Annotated in this window: 11 protein-coding genes; 1 reads left to right on the top strand and 10 read right to left on the bottom strand. The window is 75.2% G+C overall.

What is annotated here, in order from left to right:
- Position 1: 1 nt before the first annotated feature.
- From ACIBBA_RS31305 to ald, 4 genes are all read right to left on the bottom strand, one after another.
- Complete coding sequence (locus ACIBBA_RS31305; RefSeq protein ID WP_396702153.1) at positions 2–1066, bottom strand: segregation and condensation protein A; 1065 nt, start codon at positions 1064–1066, stop codon at positions 2–4.
- 53 nt (positions 1067–1119) lie between these two features.
- Positions 1120–2043 (bottom strand): ParA family protein, encoded by a 924-nt coding sequence (locus ACIBBA_RS31300; RefSeq protein ID WP_121397670.1) that lies wholly within the window; start codon positions 2041–2043, stop codon positions 1120–1122.
- A 239-nt stretch (positions 2044–2282) separates the two neighbouring features.
- Entirely contained in the window at positions 2283–3275 is a 993-nt protein-coding gene (locus tag ACIBBA_RS31295) for a site-specific tyrosine recombinase XerD (RefSeq protein ID WP_396702241.1), read from the bottom strand.
- Positions 3276–3286: 11 nt separating this feature from the next.
- A complete protein-coding gene (gene ald, locus ACIBBA_RS31290) occupies positions 3287–4402 on the bottom strand; it encodes an alanine dehydrogenase (RefSeq protein WP_350874540.1) in 1116 nt (371 codons plus the stop codon).
- Between the two features lie 171 nt (positions 4403–4573).
- On the opposite strand from ald, the gene ACIBBA_RS31285 reads away from it, so the two are divergent.
- The gene (locus ACIBBA_RS31285) at positions 4574–4951 is read left to right on the top strand and encodes a TM2 domain-containing protein (protein ID WP_396702150.1); all 378 of its coding nucleotides are present in this window, start codon (positions 4574–4576) and stop codon (positions 4949–4951) included.
- Positions 4952–5063: 112 nt separating this feature from the next.
- On the opposite strand, the gene ACIBBA_RS31280 is transcribed toward ACIBBA_RS31285, so the two are convergent.
- From ACIBBA_RS31280 to ACIBBA_RS31255, 6 genes are all read right to left on the bottom strand, one after another.
- Complete coding sequence (locus tag ACIBBA_RS31280; RefSeq protein WP_396702148.1) at positions 5064–5669, bottom strand: NUDIX domain-containing protein; 606 nt, start codon at positions 5667–5669, stop codon at positions 5064–5066.
- The gene (locus tag ACIBBA_RS31275; protein WP_396702146.1) at positions 5666–7405 is read right to left on the bottom strand and encodes a CTP synthase; all 1740 of its coding nucleotides are present in this window, start codon (positions 7403–7405) and stop codon (positions 5666–5668) included. Before ACIBBA_RS31275 ends, ACIBBA_RS31280 begins: the two co-directional genes overlap by 4 nt.
- 159 nt (positions 7406–7564) lie before the next feature.
- Entirely contained in the window at positions 7565–9955 is a 2391-nt protein-coding gene (locus ACIBBA_RS31270) for a hypothetical protein (RefSeq protein WP_396702144.1), read from the bottom strand.
- A complete protein-coding gene (locus ACIBBA_RS31265) occupies positions 9955–11121 on the bottom strand; it encodes a glycosyltransferase family 4 protein (RefSeq protein ID WP_396702142.1) in 1167 nt (388 codons plus the stop codon). Before ACIBBA_RS31265 ends, ACIBBA_RS31270 begins: the two co-directional genes overlap by 1 nt.
- Positions 11118–12809, bottom strand: coding sequence for a murein biosynthesis integral membrane protein MurJ (gene murJ, locus ACIBBA_RS31260; RefSeq protein WP_396702239.1), 1692 nt, complete (start codon positions 12807–12809; stop codon positions 11118–11120). Before murJ ends, ACIBBA_RS31265 begins: the two co-directional genes overlap by 4 nt.
- 1 nt (position 12810) lies before the next feature.
- Positions 12811–13671, bottom strand: coding sequence for a hypothetical protein (locus tag ACIBBA_RS31255; RefSeq protein WP_396702237.1), 861 nt, complete (start codon positions 13669–13671; stop codon positions 12811–12813).
- Positions 13672–13683 lie beyond the last annotated feature (12 nt).

Below are 13683 nucleotides of genomic sequence, written 5' to 3'. Positions count from 1 at the left end.
GTCACTCCTCGCTCGTCCCGGCGTCCGGGGATGCCGCCGCCCCGGGCACGGTGCCGCCCGACTCCTCGGCGGCGGCGTCGTCCGGCGGCGTCCCGGGGGTCGCCGGCTCGGCGTCGGGTTCGGCCGGGGTGCCGGCGTACTCGTCGATGTGCAGGTCGGTGCCGCCGTCGGCGGGGCCGGTCCAACGCACGGTCAGCTCGTCCAGCGCCTGCTCCTGCATAAAGGCGACCAGACCTTCCCGGTAGAGCTCCAGCAGCGCCAGGAACCGGGCCACCACCTCGAGGGTCGCCTCGCAGTCGGCGCAGAGCAGCGAGAAGGTGGCGGTGCCGGCCCGGCGCAGCCGCTCGGTGATGATCGCGGCGTGTTCCCGGACGCTGACCCGGACCATGTGCACGTGGGCGATGGAGACCTCGGGCACCGGCTTCGGGGTCAGCGCCTTGATCGCGAGTTTGAGCAGCCGCTGCGGGCCGATGCCGAGGACCAGGTCGGGCAGCGCCTCGGCGTAGCGGGGTTCCAGGGTGACCGCGCGGGGGTAGCGCCGACCGCCGACCGCCTCCAACTCGGCGATGTGCGCGGCGGCCTCCTTGTACGCCTTGTACTGCAACAGCCGGGCGAAGAGCAGGTCCCGCGCCTCCAGCAGGGCGAGGTCCTCCTCGTCCTCGACCTCGGCCGCGGGCAGCAGCCGGGCGGCCTTCAGATCCAGCAGGGTGGCGGCGATGAGCAGGAACTCGCTCGCCTCGTCCAGGTCCCACTGGTCGCCCATCGCCCGGATGTAGGCGATGAACTCGTCAGTGACCCGGTGCAACGCCACCTCGGTGACGTCCAGTTTGTGCTTGCCGATCAGCTGGAGCAGCAGGTCGAACGGGCCGGTGAAGTTCGCCAGCCGGACGGTGAAACCGCCGCCGTCCTGCGGTGTCGCGTCGGGCTCGCCGGCCTGCTCCTGGGCGTCGGTCCCGCCCCCGTCAGTCCCCGCGTCCGCCGTCGCGCCGGCCCCGGCGGGGCCGGTGGCGCGCGCGGGGAGCGACTGCTCGGGCGCGGCGGGCGGGTCGAGGGGCGGGGCGGTCACCGCACGACCGTAGTCGACGGGCCGCGACGGCGGGCGCGACGGGGCACCCGGGCCTACCGCTCGGCCTGCGCGGCGATCACCTCGCGGGCCAGCTGGCGGTAGTTGCGGGCGCCGGACGAGGCCGGATCGAGCGTGGTGATCGGGGCACCGGCGACGGTGGACTCTGGGAACTTGACCGTCTTCGTGATCACGGTCTGGTAGACCTTGTCGCCGAACGCCTCCACCACCCGCTGGAGCACCTGCCGGCAGTGGGTGGTGCGGCTGTCGTACATGGTGGCGAGGATTCCCTCGAGCTCCAGGTCGAAGTTGAGCCGCTCGCGGACCTTGTCGATGGTGTCCAGCAGCAGCGCCACCCCGCGCAGGCTGAAGAACTCGCACTCCAGCGGGATGAGCACGCCGTGCGCGACGGTCAGCGCGTTGATGGCCAGCAGGCCCAGCGACGGCTGGCAGTCGATCAGGATGTAGTCGTACTCCTTGCGCACCGAGCGCAGCACCCGGGCCAGGGCCATCTCCCGGGCGACCTCGTTGACCAGCTGGATCTCGGCGGCGGAGAGGTCGATGTTGGCCGGCAGCAGGTGCAGCCCGGCCACGTCGGTCTTGATCAGGACGTCCTCGGCGGTGACGTCGTCCTGCATCAGCAGGTTGTAGACCGACAGGTCGAGGTTGTGCGGGTTGACCCCCAGCCCGACCGAGAGCGCGCCCTGCGGGTCGAAGTCGACCAGCAGCACCTTGCGGCCGTATTCGGCGAGCGCCGCGCCCAGGTTGATCGTGGTGGTGGTCTTGCCGACGCCACCCTTCTGGTTCGCCATCGCGATGATCCGCGCCGGCCCGTGCCGGTCGGTGGGCATCGGCTCGGGGATGGGCTTGCGCATCGTGTAGGCGGCCGGATCGGCGGGGCCCAGGTCCGCGCCGAGCGTGGCCTGCTGCTCGCGGAGCTCCGACGTCCAGGTCTCGGCACGGTCACCGTTGCCAGCCATGTCCTCGTTGCCCCCTCCCGACGACCACCCGGCGTCGGAGCCGTCCGACGTCCTTCGCGGCGCCGCTGCGCACCCCGGTTCACCACCCAGGAGGTCCGCGCCGATGCCGACTGTACGCCACCGACCAGCAGGCCGTTCGCTAGCCGCTCGGCGTGTCGGCCGGCGCCCACCGGATCAGCCGACGGCGCCGCCCGCACCGGTGTGGGCCACCGCCCGGATCCGGCGACGACAGCGCCGGATCAGCCCAGGGCGCGGGGGTGCGCGGTGGCGTACACCTCGCGCAGCCGCTCGACGGTGACCAGCGTGTAGACCTGGGTGGTGGTCACCGAGGCGTGCCCGAGCAGCTCCTGCACCACCCGCACGTCCGCGCCGCCGTCGAGCAGGTGGGTGGCGTAGGAGTGGCGCAGTGTGTGCGGGGAGACCGCGGCCGGGCCCTCGACCGGCAGGCCGGCACGCTGGGCCGCACGGCGCAGGATCGCCCAGGCGCCCTGCCGGGAGAGCGCGCCGCCGCGGGCGTTGAGGAAGACCGCGGGGGTGCCTCGGCCCGCGGCGGCCAGCGAGGGCCGGGCCCGGACCAGGTAGGCGCGCAGCGCCTCGACCGCGTACCCGCCGATCGGGACCAGGCGGGTACGCCCGCCCTTGCCGTGCAGCAACACGGTCCCCTCGGCCGGGTCCACATCGTCCACCGCGGCACCGACCGCTTCGGAGATCCGCGCTCCGGTGCCGTACAGGAACTCCAGCAGCGCCCGGTCGCGCAGCGCGAGCGGCGCCGCCTCGCCGGTCGCGGTGATCGGCCCGGCCGTCTCCACCAACCGGACCACGTCGTCGAGTGGAAGGGCCCGGGGCAGCCGGCGCGGCGGGGTCGGCGGGCGGACGTCCCGGCTCGGGTCGGCGCCGGCCAACCCCTCGCGCAGGGCGAAGCGGTGCAGGCCGCGGACCGCGCTGGCGGCCCGGGCGGCCGAGGAGACGGCCAGCGGCGGGTGTTCGGCGTCGCCGGCGCGCAGCCGGGCCAGGTGCGACTCGACGACGCCGGCGCCGACCGACGCGAGGTCGGTGACGCCCGCGTCGGCCAGGGTCGTGAGATAGCGGTCCAGGTCCCGGCGGTACGAGGCGAGGGTGTTCGCGGAGAGTCCCCGCTCCACTGTCAGGTGGTCGAGATAGCCGCGCACGGCACGGCGCAGGGCCGGCGCGGGCTGCACGCCCTCGCCGGCCCCGTCCGTCGTTCCGGTCAGCCCGCCGCCCCTCAGGCCAGCACGTCGGCCAGCGGGAGCACGCCCATGCCGTGCGCCTCGGCGACCGGGCCGTAGGTGACCTGCCCGGCGTGGGTGTTCAGACCCAGCGCCAGCGCCGGGTCGCGGCGCAGCGCCTCGCGCCAGCCGTGGTTGGCCAGCTCCAGGGCGTACGGCAGCGTGACGTTGGTCAGCGCGTAGGTGCTGGTGTGCGGCACCGCGCCGGGCATGTTCGCCACGCAGTAGAAGATCGAGTTGTGCACCTGGTAGGTCGGGTCGGCGTGCGTGGTGGGACGGGAGTCCTCGAAGCAGCCGCCCTGGTCGATGGAGATGTCCACCAGCACGCTGCCCGGCTTCATCCGGGAGACCAGCTCGTTGGAGATCAGCGTCGGGGCCTTCGCGCCGGGCACCAGCACCGCGCCGATGACCAGGTCCGCGTCGAGCACGGCCCGCTCGATCTCGTACGCGTTGGAGGCGACCGTCTGCAGGTGGCCACGGTAGATGGCGTCGGCCTGGCGCAGCCGCCCGACGTTCTTGTCCAGGAGCAGCACCTCGGCCTGCAGGCCGAGCGCGATGGCGGCGGCGTTCATGCCGGAGACACCGGCGCCGATGACCACGGTCTTGGCCGCGTAGACGCCGGAGACGCCGCCCATCAGGATGCCGCGCCCGCCGCCCTGGCGCTGCATGTGGTGCGCGCCCACCTGCGGGGCGAGCCGGCCGGCCACCTCGGACATCGGGGCGAGCAGCGGCAGCGAGCGGTCGGGCAGCTCGACGGTCTCGTACGCGATGCCGGTGACCTTGCGGTCGACCAGCGCGTCGGTGCACTCCTTGGACGCGGCCAGGTGCAGGTAGGTGAAGAGCACCTGTCCCTCGCGCATCCGGTGGTACTCCTCGGCCACCGGCTCCTTGACCTTAAGCACCAGCTCCGCGACGTCCCAGACCTCGTCGGCGGTGGGCAGGATCTTCGCGCCAGCGGCGGCGAAGTCGTCGTCGGTGATGCTGGACCCGACCCCGGCGCCGGACTCGACGAAGACCTGGTGACCGCTGCGGGTGAACTCGTTGACGCCCGCCGGCGTGATCGCCACGCGGTACTCGTGGTTCTTGACCTCGCGGGGGATTCCGACCTTCACGATGCAGACACCTCTCTCAGGGGGCTGCGCTCCCCCGACTGCTCGGTGCGCGGCGGCCCCTTTGCCGACGCGGTCCACCGGTCCCGCCGGCGGCAGTCTAGGCGCGCCGCCGGCCCGGGAGGGCCAGCACAGTGGCATCCGGTGCCGGCACGCCCTGACGGAGTGTCAGGCTTGAGCCCGGGCCTGCGGTGGAGGGCGCCTCAGCCGTCAGGACAGTATTCGTCCATTATCGTCCCACTCACGGGGTGCCGCTGCGGACAGGACGCCAGTGGATCTATATGGTGTCGCCTCATGACCACTCCTCCTTACCAGCCCGGCTACCCCCAGGGCGTTTCCGACAAGAGCAAGGTCGTCGCGGGCATCCTCGGCATCGTGCTCGGCTCGTTCGGCGTCGGCCGGTTCTACATGGGCCACACCAAGATCGGCGTGCTGCAGCTCGTCGTGACCGTCGTGACCTGCGGCATCGGCGGCCTCTGGGGCTTCATCGACGGCATTCTGATCCTGGTGAACGGCGGCGTCGACGGGCAGGGTCGCCCGCTGCGCGACTGACCTGGCAACACCGGAGGGGCCGTGCGGCACGCCGCACGGCCCCTTTCTCGTCGTTTCTCCGGTCACCGCCGTGGCGGCAGCCCGGTCCTCGCCTCCTCGACGCCGCCGCGGCTCAGCGCGGCAGCGGCGCGTCCGCCCGGCGCAGCACCGACCAGCCGGTGTCCCGGGCCCGGGCGGCGGCGAGCAGCCCGGCCACGCAGGAGGCGTTGGTGATCTCGCCGGCCAGCACCATGGCGACCGCCTCGTCCAGGCCGATCCGGACCACCTGGAGGTCGGCCTCCTCGTCGCGGCGCTCGTGGCGCTGCTCGGCCGGCACGTCGGCCAGGTCCCGGGCCAGGAAGACCCGGACCAGCTCGTCGGTGAAGCCGGGTGAGCTGTGCAGGTCGACCAGCACGTCCATCCGCCCGGCGGTCAGGTCCGCCTCCTCGGCCAGCTCGCGCGCCGCCGCGGCGGCCAGGTCCTCGCCGGAGACGTCCATCAGCCCGGCGGGCAGCTCCCAGAGGTGCCGCCCCACCGGGTGCCGGTACTGACGGATCAGGACCACCTGACCCGCGTCGTCCAGCGCCACCACCGCCACCGCGCCGACGTGCCGGACGATGTCGCGCAGCCCCGTGCCGCCGCCCGGCATGCTCACCTCCTCGGTGACCACGTCGAAGATCCGGCCGGACCAGCGCTGCTGCCGGGACCGGACCTCGTAGCGGTGCTCGACGGCGCTCACGACGCGGACGCCGCCTTGGCCGCGGCGCCGTTGCGGGCCGCCTGCTCCGCGTCCGGCGCGTCCAGGTCGACCGGGAGCTGGTCGGCCTGCGAGTAGGCCAGCGCGGCCTTGACGAAGGAGGCGAAGAGCGGGTGCGGCCTGGTGGGCCGGCTCTTCAGCTCCGGGTGCGCCTGAGTGGCCACGTAGAACGGGTGCAGGCTCCGGTCCAGCTCGACGAACTCGACCAGCCGCCCGTCCGGCGAGGTGCCGGAGATGTGCAGCCCGGCCTTGGTCAGCGCGTCCCGGTAGGCGTTGTTGACCTCGTAGCGGTGCCGGTGCCGCTCGCTGACCTCGGTGCTGCCATACGCCTCGGCGACCAGCGAGCCCTCGGCGAGCTTCGCCGGGTAGGCGCCGAGCCGCATGGTGCCGCCCAGGTCGCCCTTGCCGGCGACGATGTCCTCCTGGTCGGCCATGGTGGCGATGACCGGGTGCCGGGCCTCCTCGTCGAACTCCAGCGAGTTCGCCCCGTCCAGGCCGGCCAGGTGCCGGGCCACCTCGATGGTCATGCACTGCAGGCCGAGGCAGAGGCCGAGCAGCGGGATGCCGTTCTCGCGGGCGTACCGGGCGGTGCCGATCTTGCCCTCGATGCCGCGCACCCCGAAGCCGCCCGGGATCAGGATGCCGTCGACGCCGGCCAGGGCGGCCGCCGCGCCGGCCGGGGTGACGCACTCGTCGCTGGGCACCCAGCGCAGCTTCACCCGGGCCCGGTGGCCGAACCCGGCCGCCCGGATCGCCTCGCTGACCGACAGGTACGCGTCGGGCAGGTCGACGTACTTGCCGACCACCGCGACGGTCACCGTGTGCCGCGGCTGGTGCACCCGGTCCAGCAGGTCGTCCCAGCTGCCCCAGTCCACGTCACGGAAGGAGAGGCCGAGCCGGCGCACCACGTACGCGTCCAGCCCTTCGCGGTGCAGCACCTTGGGGATGTCGTAGATGCTCGGCGCGTCCGGGGCAGCCACCACCGCCTCGGCGTCCACGTCGCAGTAGAGCGAGAGCTTGTGCTTGAGCTTCTCCGGGATCTCCCGGTCGGAGCGGCAGACGATGGCGTCCGGCTGGATACCGATGCTGCGCAGCTGCGCCACCGAGTGCTGGGTCGGCTTGGTCTTCAGCTCCCCCGAGGGCGCCAGGTAGGGCACCAGCGAGACGTGCAGGTAGAAGCAGTTGTCCCGACCCAGGTCGTGGCGGACCTGCCGGATCGCCTCCAGGAACGGCAGCGACTCGATGTCGCCGACCGTGCCGCCGACCTCGGTGATCACCACGTCCGGCACCTGGCCGTCGGCGTCCGGGTCGGCCATGCCGAGGATCCGTGCCTTGATCTCGTTGGTGATGTGCGGGATGACCTGCACCGTGTCGCCGAGGTACTCGCCGCGCCGCTCCTTGGCGATCACGTCGGAGTAGATCTGCCCGGTGGTGACGTTCGCCTTGCCGGAGAGCGCCCGGTCCAGGAACCGCTCGTAGTGCCCGACGTCGAGGTCGGTCTCGGCGCCGTCCTCGGTGACGAAGACCTCGCCGTGCTGGAACGGGTTCATCGTCCCCGGGTCGACGTTCAGGTAGGGGTCGAGCTTCTGCATGACCACGCGGAGACCCCGCGCGGTGAGCAGATTGCCGAGGCTGGAGGCGGTGAGGCCCTTACCCAGCGAGGAGGCCACGCCCCCGGTGACGAAAATGTGCCTGGTCGTCCGTGCTGAAGGGGCCAAGGCCTGCTCCCGTGTCGTCCGTAGCGGTCGTGCAGAACGCCGAGCCGATCAGCAAAGTGATCACGCGATCCACGGGATTCCACGGTAACACCTCACCGGGGGTGACTCGCATCCCGCACCGAGGTCACGCCCCCGACCCGGGTGGTTGACGACGCGCCGTCAGGGCGTCGTGACCTGGCGCGACGAGCGATCGGCCTGACGGGGGGCCGGGGTGCCGCGATCCGCCTCCGGCGTACCTGGCTCGGTGTCCGGCGCCCGAGTGGCCGGCGTCTGCGTGTCCGGCGCCACAGCGCCCGGGTCCTCCGGCGGCGTCACCGGGGCCGAGCCGCCCGACGGACCGCCGCCGCCGGCCGGGCCGTCGTCCGCGCCGCCGCCGCAGCCACCCTCACCGCTGCCGCCGAGCCCTTCGTCGCCGGCCACGCCCGAGCCGTCCGCGGGCGGGCGGCCGGCGCCGGGCACGGTCCGGTCGGTCGAGTGGTCGAGCACCCGCAGCGAGGCCAGCGCGGCCATCGGCACCACCAGCGCGCCGGCGGCGCCGGCCACGTCCAGCGCCGAGCCGCTCAGGACGCCGCCGATCACCGCCGCGACCGCGGTGCCGGCCATCGCGGCCCGGATCGCCGGGTAGATGCCGAACAGCCGCATCAGCCCGCCCCACGGTTGCAGCAGCGCGAACCAGACCAGGAGCGCGCCGGCCAGGGCCAGCACGGTCAGCGGGCTGTCGACCAGGGTGTCGAAGTTGGCCGTGCTGGAGCGGTGCACGGTGAGCCCGCCGGTGCCGTCGCCGATCGAGGCCAGGAACCGGCCCAAGCTGCTCCGCTCCGCGGCCGGGCGGCGCACGTCGAGCACCGCGAAGCCGATGGTGACCGCGAGCGCCGCCATCGCCGCCCAGGCCAGCCGGCTGACCGTCAGCCATCCTCCGGCGCTGATCGCCGCCGCGACGCTCAGCCCGGCGGTCAGCGCTATCGCGCCGATCGGGTCCGCCCCCAGGTAGGGGCTGCCGACGATCACCACGGCGACGCCGCCGACGGCGACCATGACCGCCGGACGCCAGCCCCGCTGCATCCGCTGGGCCAGCCAGCCCGCGCTCAGCAGCGCGCCGGCCAGGAACACCCCGAGCCCCACGGTGCCCAGCCCGGCGTACCGGCCGCCCTCCAGCGCGGAGTAGCCGACCACCCCGTTGAGCTGCAACCGGGCGCCGGTCAGCACGTCCAGGCCGATGGTGAGCGTGGTCAGGCCGGCGACCGCGCCGAGCGGCCCGAGGGTGCTGGCGTGCCCGGGGGCGAACCGGACCGCGGCAGTGCCGGCGATCACCAGCAGGGCGGTCACCGCGGCGAAGGCCCAGCCGGGCCGGTCCGTGCGCCACCAGGGCACCACGTCGGCGAGCAGCGCCGCCGGCACGGCCAGCGCGGCGGCGACGAGCAGCAGCTCCACGCTCGCCACCACCCGCCGGGCGACCGGCTTCGGCCCGTACGGGCCGGCGTGGCGGCGGGCCCGGCGCAGCAGCGGCAGCACCGCCACGGCGAGCAGCATCTGGGCGGCGGCGAGCAGGGTGAAGAACCAGCCGACGATGCTCCGCCGGGCGGCGGCCTCCCGGTCGGCGTCAGCCGGCTGGGCGATCGCGGCGGCCAGGTCGGCGGGGCGGCCGTCCACGGCGAGCGCGGGGCGCCCGAGGAAGAGCCGGTCGGGCATCGGCCGGCCCAGCGCGGCGAGCGCCGTCGGCGCCAGGTCGACCAGTTGCAGGTATCCGTCGCGGCCGGTGCTGGCCGAGGTCAGCCAGCCCTTCTCCCAGCCGGGGCCGTCGGCGACCGCCACGTGCAGCCGGGCCGGCTGCTCGGTGTCGGAGATCCCGGCCACCAGCACCAGCGAGCGCGGCGGTCGGGCGGCGAGCACCCGGGCCAGCTGCGCGTCGGCCGCCCGGGCCGCCGCGGCCCGGTCCGTCTTCGAGACGCCGTCGACCGTGCCCAGGTCGACGATGCTGAGCACGCACGAGCCGAGCAGCCCGGCCGGGTCGGCGGGCAACGCCGAGGCGTAGCGGTCCACCCGGCCGAACGGGCGGGCGGCGGCGACGGCGGCGCCGGGGCCGACCGCCACCGAGCAGCGCACCGACTCGGCCAGTGACCCGGGCATGGCTCCCCAGGGCAGCTGCTCCTGGTTGTACTGGACCACGCCCTCCTGCTCGGGCAGGTTCGCCCCGATGCCGTCCGGTTGCTCCACCGTCACCGCGGCGGGTGGGCAGCCGCCGGCCTGCCGGCTGCCGTTCCAGGCCGCGAAGCTGCCGGCGCCCACGGTCAGCCAGCCGTCCACCGGGCAGGTGGGCCGGTGCGCGGAGCGCACCGACAGCGAACCGATCGAACCCCGCTCGGCCATCCGCCACAGCGTCGGGGTGGTCTGCGGGTCCACGTCCTCCCAGCGCAGCCCGGCGACCCCGGCGAGGACGACGAAGTCGGCGGTGCGCTGCGGCGCGCCGTGCTCGGGCCGGGCGCCCAGCGCCGCGATGCCGAGCGCCACCACCATCAGGGTGAGCAGGGCGGGGACCAGTCGGCGCAGCATCACCGGTGTCCCGTCGACGGTGCGCCCGCGTCCGGGGCGGTCGGGCCGCTGCGCTGCGCGGCCAGTTCGGCGTAGAGCCCGCTCAGCGCGGCGACGGTGTCCGCCTCGGTGGGCCAGGTCGCCGCCCGCTGCGCGCCGAGCCGGCTCAGCGCCGCCCGGCGCTCAGGATCGTCGAGGAGTTCGCGTACGGCGGCGTCGAGCGCGTCCACGTCGCCGGGGGGCACCAGCACCGCGGCGTCGCCGACCAGGCCCGGCAGGCCGCCGACCGAGGTCGCCACCAGCGGTACGCCGGCGCGCAGCGCCTCCTGGGCGAAGAGCTGGCGGGCCTCCCAGTCGCTGGTGACCACGGCCAGGTCGGCGCCGGTGAGCAGCTCCGCCACGTCGGTGCGGTGCCCGAGCAGGGTCACCGGCGCCCGGGCGGCGGAGATCCGGGCGGCCAGCGGCAGGTACGCCGGGCCGCTGCCGGCGATCACCACGACCGGCGCCGGAGTTCGGGTACGCCACCGGGCGGCCGCGTCGATCAGCAGGTCGTAGCGCTTCTGCGGGTGCAGCCGGCCGACCGAGACGATCAGTGGCCGCTCGGCGTCCACGCCGAACTCGGCGCGTACGGCGGCGCGGCGGCGGCGTGGGGCGGGCAGGGTCGGCGCGGCCACCGGGGCGAGCCGGGCGTCGGTGGCGCCGAGTGCGGCGGCCCGGTCGACCAGGTCGGCGGAGGCGCCGAGCGCGACCCGGGCGCCGCGGGCGACGACCCGTTCGGCCAGCCGGGACAGGGCGCCACGCAACCCGCTGGCGAGCACCGCGTTGTGCCAGGTGACCACGAGTGGTGCGGCCGGTCGGGCGAGCACGGCGACCAGGCCGGCCCGCAGTCCGTGCGCGTGCACCACGTCCACCTCGGTGCTATTCAGCACGCGGCGCAGTGCGGCGACCGCGCGGGCGTCGGCGGGCGTGGGGCTGGCCGGGATCTCGACCGGCTCGAACCGCGCGCCGACCGCGGTGAAGTCGAACTGCTCCTGGGTGGCCGCCGGCCCGCAGACCACGACGGTGGCGCCGGCCGCGGTGAGCCCACGGGCCACGGAGCGGACGTGCTGCCCCACCCCGCCGGTGCTGGAGGCGAGTACCAGGGCCACTGAGCCGGGCCACCGCGGCGCCGACGAGGCGTCCGTCATGAGGAAACGGTCTCCTTCCCGTCGCCGCGCTTTCCGGGGCGCTGGTCGTCCTGCGGGTCGGTCGGCGGCCGTCGGCGGCCGAGCCGGCGGGTCACGGCCGCGAGCAGCGGTCGGACGTCCCGCGCGTCGGTCAGCCAGGCGACGGTGAGGAACAGGGCACCGACCACGACACCGGACAGCATGCCCTGCGCGAGCGCCCACGGTGCGGTCGGGGTCCCGTCGCCGAGGCTCGCGAGCGCGCGTGCGGTGCCCGCCCCGCCGAGCCCCGCGACCGCGGCGGCGAGCAGGCCGGCGGCCCCGGCCCGGCCGACGCCGAGCAGGGCGGCGCGGCCGGCGGAGCGCAGCACCGCGGCGACGAGCAGGCCGCCGAGGAGCAGCATTCCCCCGGAGGTGGCCAGGGCCACCGCCAGCACCCGGTCGGCCAGCGGCAGCAGCTGCCCGAGCAGGAGCGCGAGCAGGGGCACGGCCAGCCAGCCGACGGCGGTGGCGAAGGTCGCCGAGCGGGTCTCGCCGCGGGCGTAGAGGGCCCGGGTGAGGATGGCGAACAGGCCGTAGCCGAGCAGGCCGGGAGCGAAGCCGGCGACCGCCGCCGCGGCGGTCGCGGCGACCTGCGGGTCGTCGGCGAAGAACGCGTGCCCGACCGGCCCGGCGGTGCCGACCAGCGCCGCCGCGCCGAGCAGGCTGAAGAGCACGACCCCGCGTACCGCCGGGGCGAGGGTTTCCCGGTAGGTGCGCTCGTCGCCGGTCGCCCGCGCCGCCACCAGCGTCGGGTACGCGGCCACGGCGAGCGGCACGGCCAGCACCGCCCAGGGCAGGAAGTAGATGGTCTGCGCGATGTTGTAGACGCCCGGGTTGGCCCTCGACCCGTACGTCACCTGGTTGAGGGCCACGATCAGGGCGATCTGCTGCGCGGTGACGGTCACCACACCGGCGACCGCGAGCGCGCCCACCCGCGCCCGCGCGTCGGCCGGGAACCGGTAGCCGGGTCGCAGCCGCAGCCGCAGCCGGCGCAGCGGGATCAGGAGGGACAGCGAGAGCACCACCACGCCGAGCGTGGTGCCGCCGGCGAGCAGCACCTCGCCGCCGGGGTTCACCGAGCCGACCGTGGCCAGCCGGCCCTGCCACGCCGTGAAGCCGAGGTAGACCGCGATCACGGTGATGCTGGACAGCAACGGGGCGATCACCGGCCAGGCGAACCGCCGGTGCGCCTGGAGCACCCCGGTGAGCACGATGCCGACGCCGTAGAGCGGCAGTTGGGGGGCGAACAGCAGCAGCATCCGGGCCCCGGCCTGCTGCTGCTCCGGGCTGAGGCCGGGGCCGAGCAGGCCGATCAGTGGATGGGCGAGCAGGGCCAGCGCGAGGGCGAGCGGCACGAGCAGGCTGAGCGTCCAGGTCAGCAGCGCCCCGGTGGTGGCGGCGACGGCCCGCCGGTCCCCCGCCTCGACGGCGCCGGCCAGCAGCGGTACGACGAGGCTGGCGAGCGCGCCCCCGGCGACGATCTCGAAGATGAAGTTCGGCAGGTTGTTCGCCACCACGTAGGTGCCGCCGAGGTCGGTGCCGGCCAGCGTCCAGGTGAAGACGGCCGTGCGGCCGAAGCCGGCGAGCCGGCTGACCACGGTGAGTACGGCGATGAGCGCGGCCGCTCCGGCCACCCGGCCGGCGCCGGCGAGGGGTGCCGGTCTGGTCACGTCAGTCGGCGCGTCGGCCCAGCGCGTCGAGCTCACGCAACCCGGGGGTTCGATGGATCACCTGGGTGAAGCTGACCTTCTCGCTGGCCGCGGTGAGGCCGGCGAGCACGGCGAGGACGCCGGCGCGGCCCAGCGGGCCGGTGCGGGCGGCGAGCGCGACGCCGAGCAGCGCGCCGAGGGCGTTCGCGCCGCTGTCGCCGAGCATCACCTCCTCGCCGAGGTCGGCCGGGAGCAGCCCGGCGGCGGCGCCGACCGCGCCGGCGGCGATCCCGCCGTGCGGGCCGCCGGTCAGCGGCGCGCCGAGCAGCAGGCCGGACTTGAGCGCCCGGCCGGGGCGTAGGTCGAGCAGGTTGAGCAGGTTGGCGGTGCCGGCGACCACGCCGGCGCCGAGCAGGACGTCGACGCCGCGCCCGAGCGTCCCCTGCTGCTGGCGGCGGCGGTGCCCGGCGACCCGGGGGTCGGCGGCGAGCAGCGCCGCCGCGCCGAGCCCGGCGGCGCCCACCCCGACGATCTTGATGAGGCCGGCGGTGACCCGGCCCTCGCGCAGCGCGGCGAGGTGCCCGGTGAAGCCCTTTGCGGCCTTCTGCTCGGGCCGGGCGCCGACCACGTCGTCGTAGAGCCCTACGGCGCCGGCGCCGGCCCCGGCGACCAGCGCCGCAGCGCCGGCGGCGACGCTGGTGGCGCCGAGCGCCCCTGCGCCCGTCGCGCCGGCCGCGAGCGCGGGCCCGGCGGCGAGGGTGACCGTACGGCCGCGGAAGTTGGTCCGTTGCAGGGCGGGGCCGGCCGGCGAGGTGCGCACCTCACGCAGCGCGTACCGGGCGGCGACCGCCCCGGCGCCGGCGGTCAACAGCCGGGCCAGCATCCTCACGCGGTG

The organism is Micromonospora sp. NPDC051006 (assembly GCF_044456245.1).
Taxonomy (GTDB): domain Bacteria; phylum Actinomycetota; class Actinomycetes; order Mycobacteriales; family Micromonosporaceae; genus Micromonospora.
This window is presented reverse-complemented; position numbering and strand designations above follow the sequence as displayed.